Raw genomic sequence first — 12502 nt, forward strand, 5'->3', positions numbered from 1 at the left:
TGCAACGGCCGTCTGGTGGTGCGACCCGTCGCGTTGGCCATCACTGAGTCCAATGGTTCGCTCGCAAGCTCGCTCACGTGCCGCGGCGTCACCGAGCGCGGCGGCCACCGCCTCGGCGGGCGCGGCGAAGGGGTGCTTGCGCGACCGCCGGGCGCGCACGGTGGAGTCTTCCGCCCAGAGGCCGAGGTGGCCGGTGGGCAGGTAGAGACCGTGGACGACCAGCACCGCCCAAGTCTGCCAGCCCAGTGCGGTGAGCCGGCGGAGCGGCACGGCCGGCGTGGGTAGGTTGGGTGGCATGACACAACCCACGGTGAGCGTCGGTGACGGCCCGGAGATGCCGCTGCTCGGCTTCGGCACCTGGCAGCTGCCCGGAAGGAAGGCGTACGAGCCGGTGCGGGTCGCGCTGGAGACCGGCTACCGGCATCTGGACACCGCCACCATGTACCGCAACGAGAGCGAGGTCGGTCGGGCACTGCACGACAGTGGCGTGCCGCGCGGGGAGGTGTTCGTCACCACGAAGCTGCCGGCCGAGCGGGCCGGCCGCGAGCGGGAGACGATCGAGGCGAGCCTGAAGGCGCTCGGCGTGGACCAGCTCGACCTGTGGCTCGTGCACTGGCCGCCGAACGGGTCGGCCCGCCCGCAGACGTGGCGCGAGTTCGTGGCGGCGCGGGAGGACGGGCTGACCCGCGCGATCGGGGTGAGCAACTACTCCATCGCCCAGATCGACGAGCTGACGAAGGCGACGGGTGTGACGCCGGCGGTCAACCAGATCCCGTACAGCCCTGCGCTCCACGACGCCCGGCTGCTGGCCGAGCACCGCGAGCGCGGCGTGGTGGTGGAGGGCTACAGCCCGTTCCGCCGCAGCGATCTGCGCGATCCGGTGTTCGCCGAGGTGGCGGCCGCGCACGGGGTGGCGGTGACCCAGGTCATCCTGCGCTGGCACATCCAGCGCGAGATCGTGGTGATCCCGAAGTCGGCGACGCCGGAGCGGGTCCGGGACAACTTCGACGTGTTCGGCTTCGCGCTCACCGACGAGGAGATGGCCCGCATCGACGCGGTCCGCTAGGCCGCCCGGGACCGTGCGATGATGGCGCCGCCCATCGCACGGTTTCCCATCTCGCAGGAGCGAGGTTTGAGCTTCGACAGCGCGGCGACCCTGCCCCTCGCGTCCGGCGACCGCAGGGACTACGCGCTCGATCCACGGCCGATCGCGACCGGCGGCCAGGCGACGGTCTTCGCCGCCACCCACAAGCCGAGCGGCCGCCGGGTGGCGTTCAAGCGCCTGGACGGGCGGCACCCGGACGTGGTCGCGCGCATGCGGCGGGAGATCGAGGCGGCCGAGCTCTTCGGCGACCATCCACACGTCATGCCGGTGCTGGATCACAGTCCCGCCTTCGACTGGTTCGTCATGCCGCTGGCCGAGGCGACCGCGCTCACCCTGGCGGCCGACCTGTCCCAGACCGAGGCCCTGCGTGACCTCGTGGGTGCCATCTGCGAGGCGTTGCGCCTGCCGCACCAGCAGGGCTGGATCCATCGGGATCTCAAGCCGGACAACCTCCTGCGGCTCGACGGCCGCTGGGTCGTCGCCGACTGGGGCTTGGGTCGCCGCCCGCGCGGGCAGACAACCGACGCGCGCCGGACCCGCACCGGCACCGCGTTCGGCACGGAGGGCTTCGCCGCGCCCGAGCTCGCCGTCGACGCACACGCCGCCGGCCCGCAGGCCGACATCTACAGCATCGGGCAGATCATCGGCTGGGCGCTCACCGGCAGCCTGCCGCACGCCAACATCCCGTTGCTGCCCGCCGGCGGGCCGTGGCGGGCCGTGGTCAAGGCGGCGACCCGGCACGACAGCCACGACCGCGTCGCGAGCGTCGACGACCTGCTCGCTCTGGTGGACGGCGAGCTGGACAGCCCGGACGCCGTCGCCGACCGCGGCGCCCAGCTGCTCGCGAAGGCACGGGACGGCGACCCCGGTGCGCCGGCGGCGCTGCTCCGGCTGGCCGCCCAGTCGGGGGAAAACGCCCAGATCCTCGAGGAGAGCCTGCTCGGCCTTGGCGACGAGCGCACGCGCGCGGCGGTCGCGGCCGATCCGGCGACCGCCGCGGAGATGGTTCGCCTGCTGCGGGCGGGGCCGGTGGAGGACGCCGCGGCGGCGGCCGGGCCCGGGGCGCTGCCGTGGCTGCTGGTCGTGGCCGACCACGCCGAGCGGGGTGAGCACTGGGATCTGCTCGACGAGACGATCGAGAGCGTCCTGGTCCTCAGCGCGCGAGCTGGCGATCGCGAGCTCCTGGCCGGCGTCGCGGACTGGATGGGCGGCCGGACCGGGCAGGCGGCGTCCAGCCTCGCGAGCGCACTGCGTCGCTGGCCGGCCCACCCCCAGGTCCGCGAGCTGCTCGCGGGACGTCCAGGCGTCGACCATCGGGTCGCGCGGGCGCTCCGCGGGCCGCGCGGCGGCGTCTCCCGACCCGCGCCCCGGCGCGGCGTCCGGCGGCGTGCCGGACTCGTGGCCGGTGCGCTGGTGATCCTGGTGGCGATCCCGGTCGCCGGTGTCGCGCTGAGCCAGCTCGGCGACCGGGGATCGCCCGGCGCCGGCCCGTCGTCCGGCAATCCCTTCGCCGGGCTGCCGAAGACTCCCGGGGAGCTGGCGCTGTTCGCGATGGAAGACTTCGTCGCGCCCTGGGACGACTATCCGAGCTGGGCGGAATGCCGCAGCGGCTCCGGCGACACGGCCGTCACCGGCCGCTTCCCGGCCGGTCTCGGCGAGGCGATCACCCCGTCGAAGAGCATCCACTGCCACAACGGCGGCAACCTGACGGCGATGTTCGCCGAGTTCGACAAGCAGGCCGACTTCGACACGGTCCGCGGCCGCTACCTGGCCGCCCAGCGGCCGGCCACGAAGGCGCGGGGCGAGGCCGATCCGCCGCCGGGCCTGCACGTGTTCCAGTGGAGCCCGACACAGCGGGCTGTCGTCTGGACGAGTGCGAAGGACCGGCTTATCGGCCTCCTGGTCACCGACAGTGACGGCACGGATCTCGTCGAGCTCTGGCAGCGATATCAGGGCTAGGCCGGGCCCAACACCTGATCCACGTGCGCGTAGCCGCAGGTCACCTTGTCGCCGCGCACCGCCCTCGCCAGCACCCAGTCGCCCCTCTCCTCGTCCGTCAGGTAGGGGGAAACCGAGAGCTCGCTGACCATCAGGCTGTCGTACCGCTGAGCGGGTTCGACGATCGGCGCCCGCGCGTCGGTGTCGACGCGTAGCTGGACCTCCCCGCCGGGTCGCAGCGGCACGGTCAGCGCCTTCGGATCGCACGTCGCGAGCGGGCCGAACTCCGGCCTGATCCGCACCGGCCACCCGTCTCGCACGCCGGCCACGAACGTGACCGGTACGGCGCCGCCGCCGGCGCAGTTGTCCACGTTGGACTGGAAGACGAACGTCCGGACCTCGAACCCGCCGGCCACCGCCGTCACCCCGTCGATCGGGCGGTCGCACCGGGTGGTCGACACGATCGCCCGACGCAGCTGGACGGCGGTGCCGCCCTGCCACAGCCAGATGTACCACCCGACGTTCGCGGACTGCCCGCCGGAGGTCGCCAGGCCGACCGCGGCGTCCTCGTCACCGTCTCCGTCGGCGTCGGCGAACTGCGCCCCGTCGAGCAGCTTCCACGAGCCACCGCCAGACATGGGGCTGAGCGCGGTGTCCTCGCTACGCCGGGCGGCACCGTCCTGGAGTTTCTCGGTCTCGCTCACCGACGTGTCGAGCCACTCCGCGTTGGCGAAGTCGAACTCGCGGATCTCGCGGGACGCCACCGACGGCGGGGGTGTCGGCGGCGTGCCGTCGGTGGCGAAGCAGCCGGACGGCACGAGCGTCAACGCCGGCGCCAGCGAGACGATCGCCAACCGGCCGACTACCGAAACCCGCATCGACGGCGCCCCGGAGAGACGTCAGTCGCGGACGAAGGCCAGGCGGATGAACGTGTAGTCGATGCCGACGCGCTTCCAGTGCACGGGGCGCTCGGCGTGCTCCAGCGCGAGCTCGCCCAGCAGGCGCAGCCCGTGCTTTTCCGCGACGGCCACGAACTCCTTGATCTCCACCGGGGAGAAGATGTGCACCTGCGCGCCGTACGCGGTCTTGTCGCTGGTGTCCGGCGGGTCCTGGTCGTAGTCGGTGGAGACGACGAGCAGGCCGCCCGGGCGGATGATCCGCGCCGACTCGGCCAGGAACGGCTCGAGCGGCACCCCGTGCTCGATCACGCTCATGCAGGTCACCGCGTCGAAGCGGCCGTCCGGGAAGTCGGTGCCGGTGATGTCGCCGTAGCGGAACAGGACGCCGTCGCGGCGCACGTCCTCACCGAACTCCAGGTTGTTACCGACCAGGTCCTCGAGGCCGAACAGGCGCAGCCACGGGAGCACCGAGGAGTAGCGGGCGCTGCCGGCGTCGAGCACCGAGGCGTCGCCGCCCAGCCGGTCGAGGATCGTGGCGACGGCGCCGAGCGCGTCCCAGTTCTTCGGGCGGTCGTGGTGCAGCGGCAGCCGCAGCCGCCGGCACTCGGCGACCGCCTGCTCCCACTCGGCCCGCGAGCGCAGTACGTCGGTGGGTGGCATGGGCGCCGGCTGGGACGACGGCGCGGCGATGGCGCGCTGGAGCCGGACCCTGGTCCAGAGCGCGCTCTCGGCCACGCGCTTGGCGAGCGCGGTGGCCGCTCCTCCGGGCGGTGCCGCCTCTGTCATGTTGACTCCTCGTGGTGCCGGGTGCGGTGGATGCTCAGCGCGGCCATGCCCATGTCGACGACGGCGAGCGCGAGGCGGGAGACGAGCACGACGGCCGCGGCCGCCTGCGGTGAGATCGCGGTGGCCAGGGCGGCGCCGAGCGCCAGCTCCCGCACGCCGACGCCGGCGGGTGCCGGCACGAAGAGCACCCCCGCACAGTACGCCAGCGTGAAGCCGCCCACCGCGAGGGGAAGGATCGACCAGCCCTCGGCCCCGGCGGCGCGGACCAGGATGAAGCAGTGCAGGCCCATCAGGCACCAGCTGAGGACCTGCCAGCCGGAGGCGGCGAGCATGCCGCGGCCACTGGGGCGCACGGTGAGCGGGGGCCGGCGCAGGATGCGGAAGAGCAGGTTGATGCCCCAGGTGGTGACCGCCGGGTGGATCGCGGCGGCGAGCACGGGCAGGATGAGCCACAGCCACCAGAACTGGCGCAGCGCGTCGCCCGCGCCGAAGGGCAGCAGGACCACCGCGATGCCCAGGCCGACCGCGAGCGACAGCACGAGCGCGAGCACGCTGACCGCGAACGACACCGCCCGCGGCACCTTGAGTTGCTTGGCGAGCTCGACCTGCGCGAGGAACGTCCAGACCGAGCCGGGCAGGTACTTGCCGAGCTGGCTGGTGTAGAAGACCCGCCCGGCCGCCACGACCGGCAGCGGGTGGCCGAGGTCGGCGAGCAGCCGCCGCCAGGCGAGCATGCCGGCGATCCCGGCGCCGACCACCGGGGGCACCGAGGCGAGCGCCGCGCCCCAGCCGATCTGGCGGAGGGCCGGGCCGGTCTCGTCCCAGTTGGCCACGACGTACCAGACGCCGGCGGCGGCCGCGACGACCAAAAACCCGATCTTGAACCAGATGCCGAGGCCGCGCCGGCGTTTCGGCGGTCGTTCCGAGGGGTCGGCCACGACGGTTTCCGACGAAGGGGACGCGGTCACGCGGAGGCCGCCGAGAGCAGCGCCGTGGAGTACGCCTGCCAGCCCGGCCCGGTGTCGACGGGGCGCACGCCCAGGCGCAGCCGCAGCGGCTCGCCCTCGGCGTAGAAGCGGGTGAGCGCGTCGGCGAGCGACTCCACGTCGTCGGGCGCGCAGAGCACACCGTCGACGCCGTCGCGCACGTCCTGCTCGACCGTGCCGACGCGGGTGGCGATCACCGGCCGCTCGTGCGCGAACGCCAGGAACGCGTTGAGCGAGGCGGTCGCCGCCCGGTACGGCAGCGCGAGCGCGTCGACGTCGGCGAAGAGGCTCGGCACGTCGGCCGCGTCGACGTACCCGGGGCGAAGCTCCACTCTGGACTCCAGCCCCAGCTCGGCGATCAGCCGCTTGGTCTCCTCGGGCCCGCCCCAGAACTCGCCGGCGACCCGCAGCGACACCTCGTCGGGCCCGGCCGCCATGGCGCGCAGCAGCACGTCGAGGCCCTTGTAGGGGCGCACGATGCCGAAGAACAGCAGCCGGTTGAAGACGCCGTCCGCGGCGGCCGCCGACGCCGGCGAGGCGACCACGATGGGCGCCATGTGCTCGACCACGACCGGCTTGTCGGTCAGCGACTTGGCGATCTTCGCCTGCTCGGCCGTGTGCACGAGCACACCGTCCACACGGGACAGTACGCCGCGCATGAGCCGCACGTCGGTCGCGCGCCGCTCGTGCGGCAGCACGTTGTGGCACTGGGCGATCACCCGCGCCTTACGGCGCCGCCCCAGCCCGGCGAGGATCCCCCGGTAGGCCGGCATCTGGATCGGCGTGGCGGTGACGAGCACGACCACGTCGTAGCCGCGCAGCCGCCGGCCGCACGCGTACCAGGAGTCGGGCCGGCGCCACGACAGCTTGCGATGGGTGCCCGGAAACGGCGGCAGCTCCGGCTCGCTGACCGTCAGCTGCCCCGGGTAGAGCAGCTTCGGGTACTGGTGCGACCAGGACTCCAGCCGCACCTCGTGCCCGGCCGCGGTCAGCTCGTGGGCCAGCGCCGTCGTGTACTGGGCGATGCCGCCCTTGTACGGGTGGGCCGGCCCCACGATAGCGATACGCACGACGCGGCCCCGCTCAGTCGGCGCGGGATCGGACGATGAGGTCCGCCAGCAACGCCACCGCGGCGATGATGAGCCCGGTGACGATGAGCAGCATCGCGTTGGTGGTGATGCGGAAGTAGTACTGGAAGATGTCGACGACCGCCTTGACCACGCCCACCCCGAAGAGGAAGAGCGCGAGCGGCATCAGCACCTTGATCGGGTTGAAGTACACGGTCATGCGCAGCACCTGGAGGATGTACCGGTAGGCGTCGCGCACGAAGTGGAACTTGCTCGTGCCGGACCGCTTCGCGTACTCGATCGGCATGAAGTCGACCTGGTGCTGGTTGGACAGGAACGCCAGCGTGATCGTGGTGACGCAGGAGAACCCGGGAGGCAGCAGCCGCAGGTAGGGCAGCGCGACGGTCTTGCGGAACGCGCGCAGCCCCGAGTTGAGGTCGGGGATCTTCGTGCCGGCGAGCAGCTCGGCGAACTTGCGGATCGCCCACTTGGCCGGCACCCGCAGCGCCTTGTGGCTGCCCTGCTCGGACGTGCGCGCGCCGACGACCTGGTCGACGTGCTCGTTGTCGATCAGGTGCTGCACGAGCTCGGGGATCCGCTCGTTGGGGTAGGACATGTCGGCGTCGGTCCACACCACGATGCCGCCCCGGGCCTCCTGCGAGCCGATGCGGCGGGCGGTGCCGGAGCCGCCGTTGCGCTGGAACGCCATCAGCCGCATGTGCGGGAAGCGCGGCTCGGCCTCGCGGAGCACGGCGAGCGTGTCGTCCGTCGACTTGTCGTCGATGACGAGCAGCTCGTAGGTGAACCCGCTCGCGTCCATCGCCTTGGTGATCCGCTCGAGCTCCTCCACGACGTGGGTCTGCTCGTTGTAGCAGGGCAGGACGACGGTCACGTCGAGCGTGGCCGGCTCTGGTGGCGTTGGTGCCATGCTGGGGCGCCCCTCGGCGGTCCGTACCGTCTGCTCGATAATCATCGACTAGTCACAATCTGGCTCCGGCGTGCGGTGCCGATGCCCTCGGATGTGGAACGGCGGCGGTCCCGGACGCGCCCGGCCACCGCCACCACGATGAGGGCGATGACCATGAGCATAGAGACCCAGCCGCCGAGATTATCGTATGGCGCGGCATATTCGACGCGCACCACGTGGTCGCCGCTCGGCACGGCGACGGCCGCGAGGCCGTGGTCGGCCGGCACCAGGTCGGCCGGTTTCCCGTCTACGGTGGCCTTGAAGCTGCCCTGGATCGCGTCGGCGATGACCAGGTAGCCGGCACCCTTCGCGGAAACCGACACCTCGATCGAGTCGGTGCCGTCCTCGTCGATCCGCAGGTCGGCCGGCGCGCCGTCGGCCGCCGGCCCCGGCGTGTCGAGCACGACCTGGTCGGGGCGGAGCGTGCCGCTGGCCTCGCGGTTGATCCGCGCGTTGCCGTCGGGCTCGACGATCGCCTCGCTCGCCCAGCGGATCCGCGGCGCGGCCTTGAGCCGCTCGTAAATGACCGCGGGGGTCGACTCCACGAGCCGCAGCCCGTCGTCGCGGGCGGTGACCGTGCCGACCCGGAGGGTGCCGTCGCCGTCCGTGGCGGCGTTGAGCGGCCCGCCGAGCCCGGAGGTGGTGAACTCCGCGGTGAGCGCCGTGCCCGCCGCCACGCCCTCGGCCGCCACCGGGAAGTCGAAGGGCTTGCCGTCGGCGAGCCCGCTCGCGAGCCGGTGGGACCGGCCCACTTCCTTCCCACTGGCGTCCTTGAGCACCATGTCGATCGCGGCGGCGGGGGTACGCGGCGGCAGCGGGCCGACCGGCGTGACCGTCACCGCCCGCAGCCCGCCCTCGGTGGTCAGCCGGACCGGCGCGGACCCCAGCGCGACCGGCGTGCCACCGCCGCCCTCCACCACGGGTGAACGCTCGCCGAAGACCACCGCGGCCGGGCTGGCCACGAAGTAGCGCACGCCGAGCCGGTCGAGCACCGGGCTTGTCGCCACGTCGGGCAGCGCGGGCAGGTCGAGCCAGGTCGGCGAGGCGAACTGCCGGGTCGGTATGCCCTGGACCAGCTCGGAGAAGCGCAGGTTGACGAACTGGTGTCCGCTCAGCGCCCGCAGCTGGAGCTTGGCGTCGGCGCCGAGCATCATCGCCCGCGAGGTGCCGGCGAACCGCTCGTGGCCCAGGTGGTCCAGCAGGTACCGGTGGGTGGCCGTGACCGGGAAGTACGTGTCCTTGTCGACCCGCGGCAGGTAGGGCACGGTGAGCGTGAGCGCCTGCACGGCGGCGAGCACCGGCAGCGTGGCCGCCGCGCCGACCCGCACCCGGGCCCACACCGGCTCGCCGCGGCCGCCCGACCACCACACGAGCGCGACCGCGAGCGTGGCGAGGGTGAGGAAGGCGAGGCCGGTCAGCACCTCGTCGTTGACCTGGCGCAGCCGCTCGACCCGCACGGCCGAGTCGGCGGGCGCCACGTAGGCGGCGTGCCGCGCCTCGCGGAAGATCAACACTCCGGCCACCCCGAAGGCGGCCCACACGCCGGCGGCGTACCCGAGGCGGAGGCGGCGCCGGCCCTCGACGGCGCTGGCCTCCCGCCGGCGGCGCAGGATTATCTCCAGGCCGACGGCCGCGAGCGCGGCGATCAGCAGCCACACGACGCTGCGCGCGCGCCCCACGAAGTTGCTGGAGAAGACCGGCAGGTGGTGGGCGAGTCCGGAGCCGGCCGCGGTGTAGAGGACGGCCGCCCAGACGCCGAGCGTCGCGACGAGGAACGTCCAGGTGCCGCGCGGCAGGAACCCGCGGGCCACCCACGGCGCCGCGACCGAGACCACGATCAGCACGAGCCCGGCCGAACCGATGTACGACATCGACTCGACGAGGTTGACCGGCAGGTACCAGCCGGGCGGGTCGCCGGCCTTGACGGTGCCCAGTGCCCAGGGCGCGAGCGTGGTGATCAGGCTGGCGATCGAGAGGTGCTCGTCGGGCTGCTGGTCGCGGCCGGCGATCAGCACCCGCGACATCGTCGCGCTGAACGGCAGGAGCTGGAACGCGACGAGCGCGAGCGCTCCCACCAGGCCGGCGGCGGCGCCGGCGACCACCCCGACGATCCGCTTCACCTGCCCGGGGTACTCGGCGAGGGCCCGGACCAGCAGGTACGGCGCGGCGGTGAACAGGGTGAACGCGGTGACCGCCGGGAAGCCGCCGGCCAGCATGCCGCCGACCGCGAGGCTGATGAACGCGGCGTCGCGCACCCGTCTTTCCTGGACGAACCGCTCGGCGGCCCAGAACACCGCCGGGATGAACGCGGCGGTGCGGGTGTGCGGCCAGTTGGTCCACATGATCATGAACGCGCTGCTGGCGAAGACGAGCCCGCCGAGCACGGCCGCCGGCCGCCCGAGCCGCAGCCGCCGCAGGAACAGGAACATCATGATCCCGCAGAACGCGGTCTCCAGCAGCTTGACGTACCCGGGCGCGAGCGAGTCGGGCAGCAGGTAGTACGGCAGGGTGAGCGGGTTGGCCAGACCGAGCGTGGGGATCGCGCCGAGCGGGACGCCGCCGACCACGTACGGGTTCCACGCGGCGATGTGTCCGTCCTTCAGCTGCCCGGAAAAGAGCAGCGTGTCCGGAATCACGGCGTTTGTCGTATCGTCCATGAAGGTGTTCTGCACCTGGACGCCGGCGAAGCCGGTCTCCGCGTACGGACTGCGCAGCCCCAGCTCGTCGGTGCCGGCGAGCACCTTGCCACCCCACAGGGGCGAGCCGACCGTGCCGAGCGTGAAGAGCACGAACGCCAGCACCCCGACCGTGGTGATCAGGTCGGGCCGCCACCGCCGCCGGGCGGGCGCCCGCTCAGGGGCCGGCGCCGCGGGATCGGCGGGCACAGCCGGCAGCGTGGAGTGCTGTGTGGTCATCGCTCTCTTCCGTATGACTCCTCCACATCGAACGCCCGGGAGGACCGTTGGAGGATACCGGTGGCACCCGCCGGGCGGATGCCCCGCTCCCCCGTGTCAGATCCCGATGACGGCGGCCGACTCCGCGGGGAGATCGGCGATCTCGCCGCCGACCGACACGGCCGGGTCCGTGACAAGTAGGACGGAACGGGCGGCGGCCGGCAGCAAGAGCCGCTGGGGACGCGGGGCGAGGTTGGCGACGACCGCCGTGGACCCGCGGCGGATCACCAGCGACCGGTCCCCCGGCCACGCCTCGACCCGGTCCAGCCGCGGGTCGGCGAGGTCCGGGCGGCTCTTACGCAGGGCGATCAGCGCGCGATGGAAGTCGTACAGCTCGCGGTGGGCCGGCTTGTCCAGCTCGGCCCAGTCGAGGCGGGAGCGGGAGAACGTCAGCGGGTCCCGCGGATCCGGCACGTCCGCGCTCAGCCAGCCGTGCGCGGCGAACTCCTGGCGCCGCCCGCCGGCCACCGCCGCGGCCAGCTCCGGCTCGGGGTGGCTGGCGAAGAACTGCCACGGGGTACGCGCGCCCCACTCCTCGCCCATGAAGAGCATCGGCGTGAACGGGGCGGTGAAGAGCAGCACCGCGCCGACTTTGAGCAGGGCCGGGCTCAGCGTGTCGCTGATCCGGTCACCGGTCGCCCGGTTTCCGATCTGGTCGTGGTTCTGGAGGTAGGCGACGAAGCGGTGTCCGGGCGTCCTGGCCCGGTCGACCGGCCGCCCGTGGGTCCGCCGCCGGAAGCTCGACCAGGTGCCGTCGTGGAAGAAGGCGCTGGTGAGGACCTTCGTCACGCTCTCGGCCGAGCCGAAGTCGGCGTAGTAGCCCTGCCGCTCCCCGGTCAGCAGCGCATGCAGCGCGTGGTGCACGTCGTCGTCCCACTGCGCGTGCAGGCCGTATCCACCGGCCTCGCGGGGCGTGACCAGGCGCGGGTCGTTGAGGTCCGACTCGGCGATCAGCGTGAGCGGGCGTCCGGCGTGCGCGGCGAGCGCGTCCACCTCGGCGGCCAGCTCTTCCAGCAGGTGTACCGCCCGGTGGTCGACCAGCGCGTGCACCGCGTCCAGCCGCAGCCCGTCGGCGTGGTAGTCGCGCAGCCACGCCAGCGCGCTGTCGATCACGTACCGCCGCACGCCGTCGGAGTGCGGCCCGTCGAGGTTGAGCGAACGGCCCCAGCTGTTGCCGCCCTCGGCCAGGTAGGGCGCGAAGCGCGGGGCGTACGCGCCGGAGGGGCCGAAGTGGTTGTACACCGCGTCGACGATCACGGCGAGTCCGCGCGCGTGGCAGGCGTCGACGAGGCGCTTGAGACCGTCCGGCCCGCCGTACACCTCGTGCGGCGCGTACCAGCAGACGCCGTCGTAGCCCCAGCCGTGCGTGCCGTTGAACGCGTTGACCGGCAGCAGCTCGACCGCGGTGACGCCCAGGTCGACGAGGTGGTCGAGCCGGGTGACCGCCGCGTCGAACGTGCCCTCCGGCGTGAACGTGCCGACGTGCAGCTCGTACAGCACGCCGCCGGGCAGGGCGCGGCCGGTCCAGTCGGCGTCGGTCCACGGGAAGGCGGCGTGGTCGTAGACCCGGCTGGGCCCGTGCACGCCGTACGGCTGCCAGGGTGAGCGCGGGTCGGGCAGCGGCTCGTCGCCGTCGTCCAGCAGAAACGAGTAGTCGGTGACGGACGCCGTTGTCCGCCACCAACCGTCTTCACCCCGGGTGAGGTCGACCTCCCGCCCGCCGTCCAGGCGCGCGCGCACCCGGGATCGCTCGGGCGCCCACACGGCAAGCTCGGCCATGAGCTCTATCGTGCCCGCTCG

General features: G+C 73.0%; 9 protein-coding genes. 2 read left to right on the forward strand and 7 right to left on the reverse strand.

Annotated features, from left to right (window positions below; genetic code table 11):
- Positions 1–295: 295 nt before the first annotated feature.
- Complete coding sequence (locus ACTMTJ_RS04670; protein ID WP_441214797.1) at positions 296–1066, forward strand: aldo/keto reductase; 771 nt, start codon at positions 296–298, stop codon at positions 1064–1066.
- A 66-nt stretch (positions 1067–1132) separates the two neighbouring features.
- Positions 1133–3064, forward strand: a complete 1932-nt coding sequence (locus ACTMTJ_RS04675) for a protein kinase domain-containing protein (RefSeq protein ID WP_441214798.1) — start codon at positions 1133–1135, stop codon at positions 3062–3064.
- On the opposite strand, the gene ACTMTJ_RS04680 is transcribed toward ACTMTJ_RS04675, so the two are convergent.
- The 7 genes from ACTMTJ_RS04680 to treZ all read right to left on the reverse strand — a co-directional run bounded on the left by ACTMTJ_RS04680 (position 3061) and on the right by treZ (position 12481).
- On the reverse strand, positions 3061–3921 hold the full coding sequence (locus ACTMTJ_RS04680; protein ID WP_441214799.1) for a hypothetical protein: 861 nt from the start codon (positions 3919–3921) through the stop codon (positions 3061–3063). The genes ACTMTJ_RS04675 and ACTMTJ_RS04680 overlap by 4 nt on opposite strands.
- 21 nt (positions 3922–3942) lie before the next feature.
- Positions 3943–4728 (reverse strand): class I SAM-dependent methyltransferase, encoded by a 786-nt coding sequence (locus tag ACTMTJ_RS04685; RefSeq protein WP_441214800.1) that lies wholly within the window; start codon positions 4726–4728, stop codon positions 3943–3945.
- On the reverse strand, positions 4725–5666 hold the full coding sequence (locus ACTMTJ_RS04690) for a lysylphosphatidylglycerol synthase transmembrane domain-containing protein (RefSeq protein ID WP_441214801.1): 942 nt from the start codon (positions 5664–5666) through the stop codon (positions 4725–4727). The genes ACTMTJ_RS04685 and ACTMTJ_RS04690 overlap by 4 nt, the downstream gene beginning before the upstream one ends.
- Before the next feature lie 26 nt (positions 5667–5692).
- Positions 5693–6784 (reverse strand): glycosyltransferase, encoded by a 1092-nt coding sequence (locus tag ACTMTJ_RS04695; RefSeq protein WP_441214802.1) that lies wholly within the window; start codon positions 6782–6784, stop codon positions 5693–5695.
- Positions 6785–6797: 13 nt separating this feature from the next.
- Positions 6798–7754, reverse strand: coding sequence for a glycosyltransferase family 2 protein (locus ACTMTJ_RS04700; RefSeq protein WP_441214803.1), 957 nt, complete (start codon positions 7752–7754; stop codon positions 6798–6800).
- Complete coding sequence (locus ACTMTJ_RS04705) at positions 7751–10663, reverse strand: hypothetical protein (protein WP_441214804.1); 2913 nt, start codon at positions 10661–10663, stop codon at positions 7751–7753. Before ACTMTJ_RS04705 ends, ACTMTJ_RS04700 begins: the two co-directional genes overlap by 4 nt.
- Before the next feature lie 96 nt (positions 10664–10759).
- Positions 10760–12481: a malto-oligosyltrehalose trehalohydrolase gene (gene treZ, locus ACTMTJ_RS04710; RefSeq protein ID WP_441214805.1), complete on the reverse strand. Its 1722-nt coding sequence runs from the start codon at positions 12479–12481 to the stop codon at positions 10760–10762.
- Between the last annotated feature and the right edge of the window lie 21 nt (positions 12482–12502).

It is taken from the genome of Phytohabitans sp. LJ34, from assembly GCF_052068095.1.
Taxonomy (GTDB): Bacteria; Actinomycetota; Actinomycetes; order Mycobacteriales; family Micromonosporaceae; genus Phytohabitans.

Coding starts and splice junctions, on each gene's coding strand:
- ACTMTJ_RS04670 (WP_441214797.1), top strand. CDS start 296: ATGACACAACCCACGGTGAGCGTCGGTGACGGCCCGGAGATGCCGCTG.
- ACTMTJ_RS04680 (WP_441214799.1), bottom strand. CDS start 3,921: ATGCGGGTTTCGGTAGTCGGCCGGTTGGCGATCGTCTCGCTGGCGCCG.
- ACTMTJ_RS04685 (WP_441214800.1), bottom strand. CDS start 4,728: ATGACAGAGGCGGCACCGCCCGGAGGAGCGGCCACCGCGCTCGCCAAG.
- ACTMTJ_RS04700 (WP_441214803.1), bottom strand. CDS start 7,754: ATGATTATCGAGCAGACGGTACGGACCGCCGAGGGGCGCCCCAGCATG.
- ACTMTJ_RS04705 (WP_441214804.1), bottom strand. CDS start 10,663: ATGACCACACAGCACTCCACGCTGCCGGCTGTGCCCGCCGATCCCGCG.
- treZ (WP_441214805.1), bottom strand. CDS start 12,481: ATGGCCGAGCTTGCCGTGTGGGCGCCCGAGCGATCCCGGGTGCGCGCG.